General features: G+C 61.6%; 11 protein-coding genes and 1 tRNA gene. 8 read left to right on the forward strand and 4 right to left on the reverse strand.

The window, feature by feature from the left end; translation table 11 throughout:
- Nucleotides 1-1,272, forward strand: a 1,272-nt coding sequence (locus tag DBR23_RS19025) for an ATP-dependent DNA helicase (RefSeq protein WP_146191375.1), incomplete at its 5' end; no start/stop codon positions are given.
- Here the strand turns inward: DBR23_RS19025 and DBR23_RS19030 are convergent.
- Nucleotides 1,235-2,032 carry an outer membrane protein assembly factor BamD gene (locus DBR23_RS19030; RefSeq protein ID WP_108499248.1) on the reverse strand — a complete coding sequence of 266 codons (798 nt, stop codon included), beginning with the start codon at nt 2,030-2,032 and terminating at the stop codon, nt 1,235-1,237. The two genes, DBR23_RS19025 and DBR23_RS19030, sit on opposite strands and share 38 nt — an antisense overlap.
- Nucleotides 2,033-2,241: 209 nt before the next feature.
- Here DBR23_RS19030 and dnaE point away from each other — a divergent pair, with 209 nt between their 5' ends.
- The 3 genes from dnaE to clpA all read left to right on the forward strand — a co-directional run bounded on the left by dnaE (nt 2,242) and on the right by clpA (nt 8,647).
- Nucleotides 2,242-5,775: a DNA polymerase III subunit alpha gene (dnaE, locus tag DBR23_RS19035; RefSeq protein WP_108499249.1), complete on the forward strand. Its 3,534-nt coding sequence runs from the start codon at nt 2,242-2,244 to the stop codon at nt 5,773-5,775.
- A gap of 97 nt (nt 5,776-5,872) precedes the next feature.
- Nucleotides 5,873-6,241: an ATP-dependent Clp protease adapter ClpS gene (gene clpS / locus DBR23_RS19040; protein WP_015013909.1), complete on the forward strand. Its 369-nt coding sequence runs from the start codon at nt 5,873-5,875 to the stop codon at nt 6,239-6,241.
- 57 nt (nt 6,242-6,298) lie between these two features.
- On the forward strand, nt 6,299-8,647 hold the full coding sequence (clpA, locus tag DBR23_RS19045) for an ATP-dependent Clp protease ATP-binding subunit ClpA (protein ID WP_108499250.1): 2,349 nt from the start codon (nt 6,299-6,301) through the stop codon (nt 8,645-8,647).
- A 111-nt stretch (nt 8,648-8,758) separates the two neighbouring features.
- On the opposite strand, the gene DBR23_RS19050 is transcribed toward clpA, so the two are convergent.
- Nucleotides 8,759-10,957: an AsmA family protein gene (locus DBR23_RS19050; RefSeq protein ID WP_369882142.1), complete on the reverse strand. Its 2,199-nt coding sequence runs from the start codon at nt 10,955-10,957 to the stop codon at nt 8,759-8,761.
- Between the two features lie 191 nt (nt 10,958-11,148).
- On the opposite strand from DBR23_RS19050, the gene DBR23_RS19055 reads away from it, so the two are divergent.
- Together DBR23_RS19055 and DBR23_RS19060 are read left to right on the forward strand one after the other, a co-directional pair.
- The gene (locus tag DBR23_RS19055; protein ID WP_108499252.1) at nt 11,149-12,057 is read left to right on the forward strand and encodes a pseudouridine synthase; all 909 of its coding nucleotides are present in this window, start codon (nt 11,149-11,151) and stop codon (nt 12,055-12,057) included.
- 199 nt (nt 12,058-12,256) lie between these two features.
- Nucleotides 12,257-14,284 (forward strand): Cache 3/Cache 2 fusion domain-containing protein, encoded by a 2,028-nt coding sequence (locus tag DBR23_RS19060; protein WP_108499253.1) that lies wholly within the window; start codon nt 12,257-12,259, stop codon nt 14,282-14,284.
- A gap of 73 nt (nt 14,285-14,357) precedes the next feature.
- Here DBR23_RS19060 and DBR23_RS19065 read toward each other — a convergent pair.
- Nucleotides 14,358-14,431 (reverse strand) — tRNA-Gly (locus DBR23_RS19065).
- A 244-nt stretch (nt 14,432-14,675) separates the two neighbouring features.
- On the opposite strand from DBR23_RS19065, the gene DBR23_RS19070 reads away from it, so the two are divergent.
- Both DBR23_RS19070 and DBR23_RS19075 read left to right on the forward strand, forming a co-directional pair.
- Nucleotides 14,676-15,569, forward strand: coding sequence for a sulfurtransferase (locus tag DBR23_RS19070; RefSeq protein ID WP_199227750.1), 894 nt, complete (start codon nt 14,676-14,678; stop codon nt 15,567-15,569).
- Between the two features lie 125 nt (nt 15,570-15,694).
- Entirely contained in the window at nt 15,695-16,900 is a 1,206-nt protein-coding gene (locus tag DBR23_RS19075; protein WP_108499255.1) for a YeeE/YedE family protein, read from the forward strand.
- A 100-nt stretch (nt 16,901-17,000) separates the two neighbouring features.
- Here the strand turns inward: DBR23_RS19075 and DBR23_RS31115 are convergent.
- Nucleotides 17,001-17,376: aldehyde dehydrogenase family protein (locus DBR23_RS31115; RefSeq protein ID WP_233250567.1), on the reverse strand; the 376-nt coding region annotated here is incomplete at its 5' end.

Genomic DNA, 17,376 nt, shown 5'->3' on the forward strand with positions numbered 1-17,376 from the left:
GCGCGCGGTCTGGCTGACTGGACAGGCCTGGCGCAGCTTCTGGAGTTGTCTGCACGGGACCTCCGTCTGGTCGTGGGCACCGCTGCTTTCCAGGGACTGAATGGCATTGCGGGAGGGGGCAGATTGCGCTGGACGGAGGAGGCTCCCGAAGGTGTCTCGGGCGCCGTATGGCAGTCCGCGCTGCGCGCACTGGCCTCGGCGTGTGCACAGGCGCTGGAGGCCCTGGACACCGTGAGCGAAATGTCCCCCGATCTGGAGCGCCTGTACGAACGGGGCAGTGCACTATTGGCCCGGCTGGCCAGGTTTTCAGGCCCGTGCCAGGCCGATGCGGTGCGTTGGCTCGATGTCGGCAACCAGTTACGCCTGATCGAGTCCCCGCTGGACATTGCAGACGCCATGCGCACCCGGATTCTGGCGTCGCCCGCTGAAACCTCGGACGGCGAAGCTTGGCCCGAGGAGCCTGGCGCAAACGCCGGCAGGGCGTGGATTTTCACCTCTGCGACCCTCGGTGCGGACGAGGCGTTGACCTGGTTCACCGAACGAGCTGGGCTCACGGATGCTCGCATCCTTCGGGTGGCCAGCCCCTTCGACTATGCGCGGCAGGCGGCTTTGTATGTGCCGCGCCAGTTGCCGTCGCCGGCAGATCCGTCCCACAGCCGTAGCGTGGCTGACTGGGTTGCACTGGCCGCCGAGCCGCTGGGCGGGCGCACGCTGGTGCTGACCACCACACTCAAGGCCTTGCGCACCATTGGCGACGCACTCAAAGCACGTTGGCAGGCTTCAGGCGCGTTGGAGGTGCTGGTGCAGGGCGAGTGGCCCAAGCGGCGCCTGATGGAGCGTTTTCGCGAGGGGGCATCGCACGGGCGGCCCGGTTGCGTGCTGGTGGCTTCGGCTTCCTTCTGGGAGGGGTTTGATGTGCCAGGCGATGCTCTGCAACTGGTGGTTATCGACAAGCTGCCTTTTCCGCCCCCGGGAGATCCATTGGTGGAGGCGCGCACCCAACACATCGAAATGGCCGGTGGCAAAGCGTTCACTGCCTATGCTCTGCCAGAGGCGGCGGTGGCACTCAAGCAAGGTGCCGGGCGTTTGATCCGGCATGAAGCGGATCGGGGTATTTTGGTGGTGGGCGACACGCGCCTCATCACGATGGGTTATGGCAGGCGCTTGCTGGCGGCTTTGCCCCCCATGCGCAGGCTGGAATCGCCCGAAGAGTTTCAGTCTGCGCTGATGGCGCTTACCAAACCTTCCACCACGGATCCGACTTGCCTTTGACGCCGCCATTCAGATAGGCGCTTTGAGGGTAGGACCTGTCCATCACGCGGCGTGCATCGTCTCGCAGCTGAGTCATTCCGAGCGCGTCGTACGACTGGATCAGGATGTACAACGCCTCTTCCAGCGCGGGCACGCCCTGGTAGTCTGCCAATGCGACCTGAGCGCGACTGATGGCAGCCACATAGGCGCCACGCTGGAAGTAGTACCGCGCCACATGCACTTCGTATTGGGCCAGCGAGTTGACGATGTAGGTCATGCGCTGGCGCGAGTCCTGCGCATAACGGGACTCAGGAAAGCGTTTGACCAGTTCGCTGAACGCTTCAAAGGAGTCTTTGGCCGCCTTTTGGTCACGCTCTGAAAGATCCTGGCGCGAGATAAATGAGAACAGACCCAAGTTGTCGTTGAAGTTGACCAGGCCCTTCAGGTACAGCGCATAGTCCAATGCAGGGCTGGCAGGGTGCAGCTTCATGAAGCGGTCCAGCGTTGCCACGGCTTGCGCCTTTTCGCCCGCCTTGTAGTGGGCATAGGCTTTGTCAATCTGGGCCTGCTGTGCCAGTGGCGTGCCTGCCGCGCGGCCTTCCAGCTTTTCCAGCAGAGGAACGGCCTTGTCATACGCCCCGCTGTTCATTTCGTCCTGGGCTTCCGAGTGGATGCGATTTGGACTCCAGCCTGCCGTTTTATCAACTGTGGTGCTGGAGCAGCCAACCAGCAAACCAGCCAGCAGCAGGGCGGAAACAAGGGGCAGTGGGGCACGCAGCATCGCAAGCAGCTTTCAGCAAAGAAGGAAAAAGGTGCACAAAGAAAGGCCCGAGGGTTCAGTTGTAGGGGAGTGCGCTCGGCGTACTCGTCACGGAAGCCTTCGGCGCCATTTCGGGCACGAAAAAGCATTGTACTGGTGGCGCCAGCAGCGCCAAGGCGCTGCCGACGCAAGTCCTGTTGGAGAGTCGCAGGGGTTTCTACAATGCCTGCATGTTTGTTCATTTGCGCCTGCACACCGAGTTCTCCGTCGTTGACGGTACCAATCGCATCGACGAGGTGGCCAAAGCGGCCGCCAAGGACGGCCAGCCCGCTCTGGCCATCACCGATCTCAATAACCTCTTCGGGGCGATCAAGTTCTACAAGGAAGCGCGAGGCAAAGGTGTCAAGCCCATCTTGGGTGCAGAAATCTTTCTTGAAGGCGAGGCGGGAGGTGTCCCATCGCGCCTTATCCTCCTGGTGCAGAGTCGCCAGGGGTATCTGAATCTGTCGGAGCTGCTGGCCCGGGCCTGGACGCGCAATATCGTCAAGAATCTGGCGCTGAGCACTTGGACGTGGCTGGAAGAGCTGTCAGAGGGATTGATTGCCCTGTCTGGCGCGCAGGCGGGTCCGGTAGGGCAAGCGCTGATGAAGGGGGATGAGTCAGGTGCCGCCGACGTTGCGTTGCGCTTGGCGGGCATTTTTCCGCACCGGTTTTACATCGAGCTGCAACGGGCCGGCCGAAACGACGATGAAGCCCATGTGGTGGCAGCCGCTCAGCTTGCTGCACGGTTGAACCTGCCGGTGGTGGCGACCCACCCCGTTCAGTTTGCCGAGCCCGATGATTACGAGGCCCACGAGGCGCGCATCTGTATCGCCGAGGGGGAAATCCTGGCAAACCCGCGTCGTGTCCGCAAGTTCACCCGCGACCAGTATTTCAAGTCCTCGGCGGAGATGGAGGCCTTGTTTGCCGACCTGCCATCGGCCATCGCCAATACGGTCGAGATTGCACAACGCTGCAACCTGACCCTGGTGCTGGGCAAGCCGCAGCTCCCGGATTTTCCGACGCCCAACGGCATGCCCATCGACGAGTATTTCCGCTACGCGTCGTTCGAAGGGCTGGAGGAGCGCCTGAAACATCTTTTTCCTAACGAAGCTGAGAGGGACAAGGAGCGCCCGCGCTATGTCGAGCGCCTGGAGTTCGAGCTGGGTACCATCCTCAAGATGGGGTTCCCGGGCTACTTTCTGATCGTGGGTGACTTCATCCAGTGGGCGAAGCAGAACGGCTGCCCAGTGGGGCCCGGCCGTGGCTCCGGCGCCGGTTCGCTGGTCGCTTATGCGCTAAAAATCACTGACCTGGACCCGCTGCAATACAACCTGCTGTTCGAGCGGTTCCTGAACCCGGAGCGCGTGTCGATGCCCGACTTCGACATCGACTTCTGCCAATCCAACCGCGACCGGGTGATTGACTACGTCAAGGACAAGTACGGCAAGAACGCTGTCAGCCAGATCGCTACCTTCGGCACGATGGCGGCCAAGGCGGCAATCCGCGACGTGGGCCGGGTCATGGACATGAGCTACACATTTTGTGATGGCATCTCCAAGCTGGTGCCCGGCAAGCCGGGCATGTCCTACACCCTGGCCTATCCGCCTGAGGTGAAAAAGGAAGGCGACAAGAACAACTATGCGCTGGAACTGGAGCCCATGCTCTACGAGCGCGTGCGCAAGGAAGAAGACGTCAAGACCGTCATCGAGATGGCACAAAAGCTTGAGGGCATGACGCGGAACATCGGCATGCATGCCGGTGGCGTTCTGATCGCGCCCGGCAAGCTCACCGATTTTTGTCCGCTGTACCAGCAGCCGGGCAGCGAATCCGCCGTGAGCCAGTATGACAAGGACGACGTGGAAGCCATCGGCTTGGTGAAGTTCGACTTCTTGGGGCTTGCCACGCTCACCATTCTGGAAATTGCGCGCGAGTTCATCATGAAGCGGCACAAGGGCCAGGAGAATTTTGCGTTCGAGAATATTCCCCTCGACGACGGGCCCACTTATCGGCTGTTCTCTGAGGGTAAGACCGAAGCAGTGTTCCAGTTTGAAAGCCGCGGCATGCAGGGTATGTTGAAAGAGGCGCGGCCCAGTCGGCTGGAAGACCTCATTGCCCTGAATGCGTTGTACCGGCCGGGGCCTATGGACCTGATTCCCAGCTTCGTGAACCGCAAGCATGGCAAGGAGGAGGTCATCTACCCCCACCCGCTGGTAGAGCCGGTGCTGGCCGAGACCTACGGCATCATGGTGTACCAGGAGCAGGTGATGCAGACCGCCCAGGTGCTGGGCGGATATAGCTTGGGCGGCGCCGACATGCTTCGGCGTGCCATGGGGAAAAAGAAGGCCGAGGAAATGGCCGAACACCGCGCCATTTTCCGCAAGGGCGCAGCGGAGAAGGGCATCAGCCAGGAGAAGGCCGACGAGGTGTTCGACCTGATGGAGAAGTTCGCGGGCTATGGCTTCAACAAGTCACACGCGGCTGCTTACTCCCTGCTGGCGTACCACACTGGCTGGCTCAAGGTGCACTACACGGCCGAGTTCTTCTGCGCCAACATGACCGTGGAAATGGACGACACCGACAAGCTCAAGGTGCTGTTCGAGGATGCACACAAGATGGGGCTGTCGTTCGAGCCGCCGGACGTGAATCGGGGCTTTTATCGGTTTGAACCAGTCACCGACAAGATCATCCGTTACGGTCTGGGGGCGGTGAAAGGCACTGGACAGCAGGCGATCGAAGCTATCGTCGCGGCCCGTGAAGGGCGCGGTGAAGGCCCCCAGGGTTCGACCAAAGGGCCCTTCAAAAGTCTGTTTGACTTCTGCGTGCGAGTGGACAAGGCCCGCATGAACAAGCGCACAGTCGAGGCCCTTATTAAGGCGGGTGCCTTTGATTCGATCCATCTCAACCGGGCGGCCCTGGTGGCATCTATTGATCGGGCCTTTGACTTTGCTGCCGCAACCCTGGCCAACGTCAACCAGGGCGGGTTGTTTGACATGATGGGTGACGATGCCCATGGCTCCAGCACCCAGGAGCCCGATCTGGTGGACGCAACGCCCTGGGGTATCAAGGAACGGCTTACGCTGGAAAAAACCGCCGTCGGGTTCTACCTGTCTGGCCATCTTTTTGACGAAGTGGCCACCGAGGTGCGCCGCTTTGTGCGCACCCAGATCGATGAGCTGCTTGACAGCCGTGAGCCCCAGGTACTCGCCGGCATCATCAGCGACTTTCGGGTCATCAACGGGCAACGCGGGAGGCTGGGACTTTTCAAGCTGGACGACAAGTCCGCTGTGATTGAGGCTTCTGCCGATGAGGCGTTGCTCAATACCTACCGCAATCAGCTCAAGGAAGATGAGTTTGTAGTGATGATGGGCCGGCTGCAGCTGGACCACTTCAGTGGCGGTCTGCGCGTCAAGGTGCAGCAGGTGTGGGACCTGGCGGGCGCGCGCTGCCGGTTTGGCAAATACCTGCATGTGACCGTGGGTGATAAGGCGCCAGATGTGCCGCGCTTGGTGCGCGAGTTTCCGCCGTTGCGCGAAGAGGTCGCCGAAGGGGAGTTGGTGCACGGGTTGCGCGTGCGCATGGGCGTGCGCTGCAAGTCGGACGATGCTGCCGCAGTGGCAGAGTTGCAACTGGGCGAAAACGCGCGTTTCTACCCCAGCGATGCTGCGTTGGCGGCATGGACCGCCCAAGTGGGGGCCGGTGCCGCCAATGTGGTGTACGAGTGATTGAGTTCCCCGCAGAAGTTTCTGTAAGCCGTGGGTTGAAAAATACCTGGTCAACAACCAGCTTCTCCTGCAGCGGCACCCTGTTCGGGTCGCTAGAATGATTTTCATGGCAACAAAACCACCTTCACCCCCCACCGCGCCGCCCGTGACCCGGCCTGCGCGGGATGATGGCGGTTCGGTCGTGCTCGAGAGGCGCACCCAAAAGACCCAGCCGCCACAGATGTACCAGGTGGTCATGCTGAACGACGACTACACGCCCATGGAGTTCGTCATCGTGGTTCTGCAGGAGTTTTTCAGTAAAGACCGCGAAACTGCCACCCAGATCATGTTGAAGATCCACCTCGATGGCAAAGGCGTCTGCGGCGTTTATTCGCGCGATGTGGCAGCCACCAAGGTAGAGCAAGTGCTTGACGCCGCCCTCAAGGCGGGCCACCCACTGCAATGTGTCAGTGAGCCTGTTGAATAACAGGTCTTTTGTCCCGATCTAAAGTTATACCTTCCACGCAAGCACAAAGGAGTTCACATGATTGCCCAGGAACTGGAAGTCAGCTTGCACATGGCCTTTGTTGAGGCCCGTCAGCAGCGCCACGAGTTCATCACCGTGGAGCATCTGTTGCTTGCATTGCTCGATAACCCCAGCGCAGCGGAGGTGCTGCGCGCATGTTCGGCCAATATCGATGATCTGCGTTCATCGCTGGCGAATTTCATCAAAGACAACACCCCGCAGGTCGCAGGTACCGACGAGGTGGACACCCAGCCTACGCTGGGATTCCAGCGTGTGATCCAGCGCGCCATCATGCACGTGCAGTCCACGGGCAACGGCAAAAAAGAGGTGACGGGTGCTAATGTGCTCGTGGCAATTTTTGGCGAAAAGGATTCGCACGCCGTGTACTACCTGCACCAGCAAGGTGTCACGCGCCTGGATGTGGTGAATTTCATTGCCCACGGTATCAAGAAGGGCGAGCCTCCCGAGCCTGCTAAGGCCGAGAATCAGGCCGAGGGCGAAGAGGGCGGTGGTGGTGAGCGTAACGAAAAGGCGTCGCCGCTGGAGCAGTTCACCCAGAACCTGAACCAGGCCGCCAAGGATGGCAAGATCGATCCATTGATCGGCCGCCATTACGAGGTCGAGCGCACGATCCAGATTCTGTGCCGTCGCCGCAAAAACAATCCTCTGTTGGTGGGCGAGGCAGGGGTGGGCAAGACTGCGATTGCCGAGGGCCTGGCTTGGCGGATCACGCAAAACGATGTGCCCGAGATCCTGGCTGAGGCAACGGTGTACTCCCTGGACATGGGTGCGCTGCTTGCGGGCACCAAGTACCGTGGCGACTTCGAGCAGCGCCTCAAGGGCGTGCTCAAGTCACTCAAGGACAAGCCCAACGCCATCCTGTTCATCGACGAGATCCACACCTTGATTGGTGCGGGTGCGGCCTCTGGTGGCACGCTCGATGCTTCCAACCTGCTGAAGCCGGCGCTGTCCAGCGGCCAGCTCAAGTGCATCGGCGCGACCACTTTCACGGAGTACCGGGGGATCTTCGAGAAAGATGCTGCCTTATCGCGCCGCTTCCAAAAGGTGGACGTGGTGGAGCCCAGCGTGGCCGAAACCATCGACATCCTGAAGGGGCTGAAGTCCCGCTTTGAAGAGCATCACAGCGTGAAGTACGCTGCAGCTGCCCTGCAGGCCGCGGCGGAACTGAGCGCCAAGTACATCAACGACCGCCATTTGCCCGACAAGGCCATCGATGTGATCGACGAGGCCGGTGCGGCGCAGCGCATCATGGTGCCGAGCAAGCGGAAGAAGACCATCGGCAAGGCCGAGATCGAAGAGATCGTGGCCAAGATCGCGCGCATTCCGCCTGCCAACGTGTCCAATGACGACCGCGGCAAGTTGCAGACGCTGGAGCGCGACCTGAAAAGCGTGGTGTTCGGCCAGGACAAGGCATTGGAAGTGCTTGCCAGTGCCGTCAAGATGGCGCGTTCTGGCCTAGGCAAGGGCGACAAGCCGATCGGCTCGTTCCTGTTCAGCGGTCCCACCGGCGTCGGCAAGACCGAAGCGGCCAAGCAGCTTGCCTACATCATGGGCATCGAGCTGATCCGTTTTGACATGTCCGAGTACATGGAGCGCCATGCCGTGAGCCGCCTGATTGGCGCGCCTCCAGGTTATGTCGGTTTCGACCAAGGTGGTCTGCTGACGGAAGCCATCACGAAGAAGCCGCACGCGGTGCTGCTGCTCGATGAGATCGAGAAAGCACATCCGGACATCTTCAACGTGCTGCTGCAGGTCATGGACCACGGCACGCTGACGGATAACAACGGCCGCAAGGCCGACTTCCGTAACGTGCTCATCATCATGACCACGAACGCTGGCGCCGAGACCATGAACAAGGCGACCATTGGCTTTACCAACCCGCGGCAGGCGGGCGATGAAATGGGTGATATCAAGCGCCTGTTCACGCCCGAGTTCCGCAACCGGCTGGATGCCATCGTCAACTTCAAGGCACTCGATGAACAGATCATCCTGCGCGTGGTGGACAAGTTCCTGCTGCAGCTGGAGACGCAGTTGGCCGAGAAGAAGGTGGAGGTCACCTTCACCGATGCCCTGCGCAAGCACCTGGCCAAGAAGGGTTTCGACCCGCTGATGGGCGCGCGCCCTATGCAGCGCCTGATCCAGGACACCATCCGCCGCGCCTTGGCTGACGAGTTGCTGTTTGGCCGCCTGACAGAAGGTGGACGCCTGACCGTGGATATCGAGATGAAGAAGGACGACAAGGGTGTGGAAACACCCGACGTGCTGCTGGATATCCAGCCTTTGCCGAAGAAGGAGCGTTCGGCGAAGTCCGAGCCTGCAGAGCCTGAAGAGGCGACGGCCGACTGACCTCGGGTTCCTCGCAGATCCACGAAAAGCCCACGGTTCACGCCGTGGGCTTTTTCATTGGCGATGGCCGCTGGGGCCCACACACCCGCAGAGGCGGTGTAGAAGTATTTTTTAGCGTGACGGCGTGGTGCGCGCGACCGGCGCGCCAGCGCGCCCTGCCTTGACCGGTTGTGTAGCTTGAGCAAGCAAGGGCGCACACTGCGCGTCGTCGTCAGCTCCGGGTACCGTTACAGGTAACAATGCCAAGGCTGCAGGCGCGGCCACCGCAGCGGCAATGGCTGCCCCGGCGCGCAACAGCAGGGGGCCTGGTTCTGCGCCCACATCGGGTTTGCCCAGCGTGCCGCGCACGTACAGCGGAGTGCGCAGCGAGAAGAACTTCCACTCCAGCGACGCTGGTTTCACGCTCAGGTTCAGGCGTTCCTCTGCCATGTCGATGGTGCCCGTGACATCCACCACCGCCTCGTTGGTGCTCAGCTTGGCGGTGCGGACCGTGGCAAGGCCTTCGCGCACCGCCAGATCTGCCACCGCGCAATGCAGTTGCACTTCTTTGTTGTCGCCAAACAGTTTGCCCACCACGATGCTGCCCACGTTGAGTGCAGCGCGGTCCAGTAGTTCGCGGCTCAGAGTGCCATCGCGCACATACAGGCGGGCCTCGCCGCTGCTGCTGCCAAGCCACTGCGCTACAGAATTCCCCTGGCCATTCAGCGCCATGGCGCCATCGAGTCGCCCCAGGCTTTTTTGGGTCAGTTCCACCTCGGGAAACAGCGCAGCGAGCCGCAGGTTTTGCACGCGGGTGTCCATGTGTACCGTCAGCGGTCGTTTGCGGCTGTCCAGCACCAGTTTGGATTCAATCTGGCCTCTGGCCACACCAAAATGCAAGGGTTCCAGGCGCAGCACGGCATCGTCCAATACAGCATGCACGCTAAGGTCCTCCAGCGGCAGGCTGTTGGGTCGGATCACACGCTGCCCCGCAAACTTGAGATCCATATCCATGGTGCTCCAGCGATCGGTGGCAAACGCAGCGTTGGGCAGTACCTTGCCATTGCGGCCAGGCTGGGCAGTCGCCGTGGTGGCTGTACCGAGCACTGGTCCCAGGTCCACCAGGCGCAACTGATTGGATGTGATAGCGCCTGAAAGTTTGCCGCGTGGCGCAGCCGACACGAAGCGCAGATTGCCGTGCAGATCGCTCTGGCCTACCGTACCAGTGAAGTCACGGTAGTCCCATACAGCACGGCCTGGTTGCAGACTGCCCTGCAATCGTCCCTGGGTCTGAAATGCGGGCGTATTGGGCAGGACAAGACCCGTGAGTGCATACAGGTCTGCCATGCTGGCGCCTTTGAGCATGACTTGGAAATCCATCCCTGACAGCGCACCCGGGTTTGCCAGAATGCCCCGAACGGCCGTTTCTACGCTGCCCGCCTTGGCGGTGAATTGCAGGGGGTAGTTCACCTCTTTGTCGCGTAGCGAGAGCACAGAGCCGGCCTGACCCTGACCCTCGATACGCGCCTTGCCCAGCGTGCCCTTGAGGTCGAAGCGCACGCCATAAACTGGGGTGCTAGAGGCACTCGCCGTGCCGGACGCAGGCGATGCAGCATTCCCCGATGCAACGACTGTCTGCCCTTCGCTCAGGGTGTCGACGCGGGCGGTCAGATCAAGGTCTTGCTTGGCGTCGTTATATGCCAAATGCCCCCCGCGGACCGCTAGCTGATGAATGCTGAACGCCCAGCGCGGCGTGGCGTCGTCGGGCTCCCTCTTTGGGAGCAGTGTCCAATTGTTGCTACCGTCGCGCAGGCGGGCGAGGGAGATGTCCGGGCCAGACAGCTCCAGGGTATCAATGACCACTTGCCGCCCCAGCAGTGGCCAAAGCTTGAGCGATGCGCGCGCCATCTCGGCGCGTGCCGTGGTTTGGGGCGTTGCGGCTTTGCCAGGACGGGCAAATCCTGGCGGGTCTTGCAGAACCAGCTGGGTTCCCTGCACAGTGATGCCGGGAACCCAGCGGTGCCACCCTTCTTCAAGGGGCTGTGGCCAGTGCCAGGATGCGGATAAATCGCCCTCCACCGCAAACTGTCGTCCGGCTGCCTCGCTGAGGGTTTGGTTGATCCAGGGTTTGGAGCGGTTCCAATCCCACTGGCTCAGCGTCACAGCGCCTATCAGCAGCAGTCCTACCATGACTCCCGCTACGCCACAGGCAATGCGGACCCTGCTATGGCCCTGCCTCGGGCGAGGCGTTGAAGTCACTCCCGCTGATGCCATTGCCGTCGCCGTTGCGCGTGCTGATGTGGTGTGCTGGTCCGTTTGGGGTCTTGTCATAGAGCAGCCATGCTAGCCCGCAGAACGCAAATTTGCGTCGATTGCGTTGGCCAAAAGGCCTTTTGGCGTGCTTGTCCTACAGCGCTGCTCTGCATGGGCTTTGTGCTCCACCTGTATGCGCGGGTGAAGCGCTATCCCCGGTCGGGACTGGCGTATCTTGATGCCGACCAACCCCCTAGAATTTGCACGCCATGCACAACCCTCGCCATCCCCATGTATTGCCCGTGCGCGATGGGGTGAGCCCCAGCTGCGTGGTACTGCCAGCGCGAGGGCGGGGCAGCATGCTGGATTTTTTGACAGAGCGGCTGCCGGCCGTGTCCCGTGAAGGGTGGCACGAGCGCATGGAGGCGGGTGTCGTGGTGGATGAACGCGGGCAGGCCGTGTTGCCTGATCGGGCTTTTGAGGGAGGGCTGCGCCTTTACTACTATCGCAGTCTTCCGGCCGAGCCCGCCTTGCCGTTCAGTGAAGCGGTGGTGTACCAGGACGAGCATCTGGTGGTGGCAGATAAGCCGCACTTCATGCCGGTAACGCCCTCAGGCCGGTATCTGCATAACACCTTGCTGGTACGCCTCAAACGCCGGTTGGGGCTGCCCGAGCTTTCGCCATTGCACCGCATTGACCGTGATACGGCTGGGTTGGTGATGCTGTCAGTGCGTCAGGCAACGCGCGGTGCGTATCAGGCGCTGTTCCGCGACCGGCAGATCATCAAGCATTACGAGGCCGTTGCACCGTGGCGCGCCGACCTGACCTTCCCTCGTGACCACCGCAGCCGGTTGGAGGAGAGTCCGCAGTTCTTTCGTATGCAGGAGGTGTCGGGCGAGCCCAATAGCTACACCCATATCCAGGTGCTAGAGGTCACAGGCGACTGGGCTCGGTACCTGCTGTCGCCCGTCACTGGCAGGCGCCACCAGTTGCGCGTGCATATGGCGGCCCTGGGGCTGCCACTGCGCAACGACCCTTTTTATCCCGTCGTCAACGACCCGCCCGAAGGCGACTACTCGCGGCCTCTGCAGCTGTTGGCGCGGTCTCTGGAGTTTGTGGATCCCGTCACTGGGGGACAAAGGGTTTTTGAAAGCAGACAGGCGCTGAGCCTGCCTTGAACACGCTGGGACCTCGACGCAGACTTGCATGACGACGTCTGTGTCTGCTGCAGCGAGCTGTTGTTGCGGTGGCTTTTTGCAAGGGTTTTCCCTATGCCTGAAAAGGCCATTGCACTGGCGATGGTTTTGTTTTTGCGCGACTTCGGGTACTTTGGTTCTCCGTATGCACGTTGATGCATAAATTACCCAAAAGCACCAGATGATTCCCTCAAGCTCCCGCCATTCCGTCGCCTTCAAGCTGTCCTTGACGGCTTTGCTCAGTCTGTTGGCGGTTTTGTTGGCCACGATGGGCATCGTCAGTACCCTGCTCTGGCAAGACTTCGGTCGCCTCGCGCGTGGAGATGCCATGCAATACGCCGCCCAGGTACGCACTTTGGTCCAGACCTTTGATGAAACGGCGCAAGAGCAGGCCAAGCGCGACTTCACCCTGTTCAAGGCAAATTTCCCAGGTCAATTCACCGTCGCAGAGTCGCCTGGGGCCGATGGAAAGCCCGAGGCGGTGCTGTCTTTCCAGGGGGCCTCCGTCAACGGCGACTTTGAAGTGGTGGACCGATTCTCCAAGGACAGCACGGGAGCCGTGGCCACGATTTTCGCGCGCACCGGCGACGATTTCATTCGTGTGACCACATCCCTCAAAAAGCAGGATGGTGAGCGAGCTTACAAGACCCTGCTGGACCGTAAGCACCCGGCCTATGCCCTCATGAATGAGGGCAAAACCTATATCGGCCGTGCCAGCCTGTTTGGCCGTGAGTACATGACCGTGTATGAGCCCATCCGCGACGGGACTCGCACCATCGGCATCCTGTTCATTGGCTCCGACATGGGTGCCATTCTGGGCAAGCTCGACACCGTGATGGCGGGACAAAAATTGTTTACCTCGGGTGCTGTGTATGCCGTCAATCTCTCATCGGGCCCCGCACGGGGCAGTGTTTTCGGGTTGCCCGGCGCGGGCAAGTCCCTGAAGTTGGATGACAAGGACGACAACGCAAAGGCTTGGCTGGCGTCGTTGGCTGCGGTTCAGTCCTCTGGCGATCTGGAGTCCGGTTGGTCGCCCCGTCGCAGCGGTGAGAGTGATACCGCCACCCGCTACGTGGCGGTTGAGCACTACAAACCCTGGAGCTGGGCCATCGTTGCCGAGGCACCTTTGACAGAAATGATGAGTGAGGCGCGCGGCGTGCTCACCTGGCTTTGGTTGGGTGTGGCGGTGGCACTCGCGTTGCTCACAGTGGTGCTGTTGGTGGCTACGCGCAGGCTGGTGGGTGCCCCCGTGCAGCAGCTAAGCACGGCCCTTGGCTATCTGGCGCAGGGGGATCTCACGCACGCGGTGTCCGTCCGCTCGCGCGATGAAATCGGCTCTCTGGCCCAGGCCATGGATGGCTTTCGCGTCCGGTTGGTGGAAAGTTTGGGCACGGTGCGTACCAGTGCCGACAGCGTATCCGCTGCCAGTACGGAGATTGCACAGGGCAACCAGGACCTGTCGGGGCGCACCGAAAGTCAAGCCAGTGCGTTGGAGCAGACGGCGGCCAGTATGGAGCAACTGGGCGCCACCATACGCCACAACGCCGACAGCGCAAGCCAAGCCAACCAACTGGCCGTGGAGGCCAGCCGGATTGCCCAGCAGGGTGGTGAGGTGGTGTCCAAAGTGGTCCGCACGATGCAGGACATCAACAACAGCAGCCAGAGGATTGCTGACATCATTGGTGTGATCGACGGCATTGCTTTTCAGACCAACATCCTGGCGCTCAACGCGGCGGTCGAGGCGGCACGCGCGGGTGAACAAGGTCGCGGCTTCGCGGTGGTGGCCGCCGAGGTGCGTAACCTGGCCCAGCGCACGGCAGCCGAAGCCAAGGCCATCAAGGAGCTGATTGGCGCCAGCAGCGCCATGGTGCAACAGGGCTCGGTGCTGGCCGATCAGGCGGGCACCACGATGCAGGAAGTCGTCAGCTCTATCCAGCGCGTGGCCGACATGGTCTCTGAAATCAGCGCGGCCAGTAACGAGCAGACCGCCGGAGTTGGCCAGGTGGGTGAGGCTGTCACACAGCTCGACCAGACCACGCAGCAGAATGCGGCGCTGGTGGAGGAAATGGCTGCGGCTGCCAGCAGCCTGCGCACGCAGGCACAGCAGATGGTTGAGGCCATTGCGCGGTTCAACCTGGGCCAGGATGCAACAACGGCGCGTATGCATGTGCCCGCGTCGGACCGTGCCGTGCCAAAGCTCGGCGGCTAGAGAACATCGACAGAAAGACATCAGCCCATGAAAAAACCTGCCAGGCATTGCTGCCTGGCAGGTTTTATTGATTTGGAGCGGGTGAAGGGAATCGAACCCTCGTATGAAGCTTGGGAAGCTGCCGTTCTACCATTGAACTACACCCGCGACGCTCCGGATTATAGGCAGCATCCGCCAGCCGTCTGGCAATCGCTTTGTGCAAGCGTGCAAAACGCATATCCATAGCCGAACATGTTGGTTGGTTGTGATCGCGTCGGGCTCTAAATTCCTTCTACCTGCTGCACTGCGCAGGCACTTCAAAGAAAAGGAAAGGATGCCAATGACAACCCAACGCACTCTCTCATCGCTATGGTCTGGACGCCGCTGGATGCGTGCCTCCTTGGCATCCTGCATGGCGTTGTTCGGTGGAACTTTGCTCGCTGCCACCCCCATCCCCGCGGGCCCTCTGGTCACCACCGAATGGCTGGCGCAGAACCTGGACAACCAGCAGGTGCGCATTGTGGAGGTGAGCGTGAACCCCGGCCTGTACGAGCGCGGCCATGTGCCGGGTGCGGTCAACTTCTCGTGGCACCAGGACCTGAACGACCGGGTGCGCCGTGACATCGTGAGCAAGGAGGCGTTTGAGGCCCTGTTGTCCAAGGCGGGTGTGTCGCAAGACACCACGGTGGTGCTGTACGGCGACACCAACAACTGGTTTGCTGCCTGGGGCGCGTGGGTGTTTGACATCTATGGTGTCAAGAACGTGAAGCTGCTCGACGGCGGCCGCAAGAAGTGGGAGGCGGAGAACCAGCCGCTGAACAACCGCGTGCCCGAGTTTGCAACCACCAGCTACCGGGTGGCCAAGGTGAACACCGACCTGCGTGCCCGCCTGTCCGATGCATTGGCTGCGGCAGAGGGCAAGAGCAATGCAAAGCTGGTGGACATCCGGTCGGCCGACGAATACGCGGGCAAGATTTTTGCCCCGGCCGGTGTGCCCGAGCTGAGCATCCGTGCTGGCCACATCCCCGGCGCGGCTAACGTGCCCTGGGGCCAGGCGGTCAAGGAGGATGGCACCTTCAAGTCCGCCGAGGACCTCAAAAAGCTCTACGCCAGCGCGGGCGTGGATGGCAGCAAGCCCATCATCACCTACTGCCGCATTGGCGAACGCTCCAGCCACACCTGGTTTGCGCTGTCCAAGATCCTGGGCTACAGCGTCAAGAACTATGACGGTTCGTGGACGGAATACGGCAATGCGGTGGGCGTGCCCATCACCAACCCGGCGGGCACCATCTGGGCCGCGAAGTGAATGGGCTGATCGACAGAACCTTTTGGGAAGAAGGTGCAATGCAAAACAAAGAGATCTTTTGAGTTTTGGTAGGGGGTCTCCTTTACAGCCCGCCTGGTGCGGGCTTTTTTTATGGGTGCGGTGCAATGACATACAAGATCAATTTCTCTGGTGCAGGAGCCCTGGCGTCGCTTGCAGCGCTGGTGGCATTGGGTTGGGCGGCCCAGGCGGTTCAGGGCTTGCCAAGCGGGCGCACGCTCGCTTTTGCTTTGGTCACGGGCGCGGTGCTGGGGCTCGTGCTGCAGCGCTCGCGCTTTTGCTTTTACTGCCACGCGCGCGACTGGTTTGAAGACCGCAATCCGCGCGGGCTGCTGGCCATTGTGCTGGCGCTGGCGGTGGGGGTGGTGGGCTACACCGTGGTGCTGGGCAGCTGGTTGCCAGTGCCCCAGCCGGGCAAGCTTCCGCCTGACATGCACGTCGGCCCCGTGAGCTGGGTGCTGGCAGCGGCTGGGCTGTCGTTTGGTACCGGCATGGTGGTGTCGGGCTCGTGCATCAGCGCGCACTGGTACCGGCTGGCCGAAGGGGCCACGGTATCGCCGTTCGCGCTGGCCGGGTCGGCACTGGGCTTCATCCTGGGTTTCAAGACCTGGAACCCCTTGTACAGCCTGAGTGTGGCCGATGCGCCCGTGGTCTGGCTGCCTGCCCACCTGGGGTATGGCGGCGCCTTGCTGGTGCAACTGGGCGGGTTGGCCCTGGTGGCTGCCTGGCTTTGGCGTGGCTTTGCGCAGGAGGCCGCCGCATCATCAGGGCCGGGTGCAGTCCCTGCCGTACCAGGACTGCGTGCCGTGTGGCGCAACCTGTGGACCGGGCGCTGGCACTACTGGGTAGGCGGGTTGGTCGTGGGGCTGATTGGCGCATTTGCCATCGTGCGCATGCGACCCCTGGGCGTGACGGCCACGCTGGGCAGCGCCGCACGCCAGTGGGCACAGGGGCAGGGCTGGATTCCAGACCGGCTCGATGGACTCGATGGATTTGCGGGTTGCGCTACCGTGCCGCAGGCCACCTGGGTTACCCCCAATGCCGTGCTGTTGGTGGGCCTGGTGGCGGGAGCGTTCGTGGCAGCTACAGCCAGCCGCCAGTTTGTGCCGCGCTGGCCCACGTGGCGCGATGCTGTACGGGGCCTGTCGGGCGGCGTGTTCCTGGGCTGGGGGGCGATGACCGGGCTGGGCTGCACCATTGGCACGTTGCTGTCCGGCGGCATGGCGGGCGCGCTGTCGGGTTGGGTGTTTGGTGCCGCGGTGTTCTTCGCAGTGTGGGCCGGCCTGCGCGTGAAGGCGATGTTGCGTCGCTGACGAGGCCCTAAATTTTGAAGCTTTTTTGGCTGCTAGCGCTTATAAATTAGGCGCTAGCAGCTATTAAAAGCATATCAACGGGAAGCCGTTCTGGCGCTGGTCACTTCTGGATGTCGCCCAGGCACAGGTACTTGATCTCCACATAGTCGTCCATGCCGTAGTGCGAGCCTTCGCGGCCCAGGCCCGACTGCTTGACGCCGCCAAAGGGTACGTGCTCTGTGGCCAGAATGCCCACGTTGGCACCAACCATGCCGTATTCCAGCGCCTCGGTCACGCGGAAGATGCGACCCACGTCGCGGCTGTAGAAGTAGCTGGCCAGGCCGAATTCGGTGTTGTTGGCTGCGTCGATGGCTTCCTGCTCGGTCTTGAACTTGAACACGGGCGCAAACGGGCCAAAGGTTTCTTCGCGGGCACACAGCATGTCGGCCGACGCATTGGCCACCACCGTGGGCTCGAAGAACTGCCCGGAGCCCAGA

Origin of the sequence: Acidovorax sp. HMWF018, assembly GCF_003061035.1 — a bacterium.
Taxonomy (GTDB): Bacteria; Pseudomonadota; Gammaproteobacteria; order Burkholderiales; family Burkholderiaceae_C; genus Acidovorax; species Acidovorax delafieldii.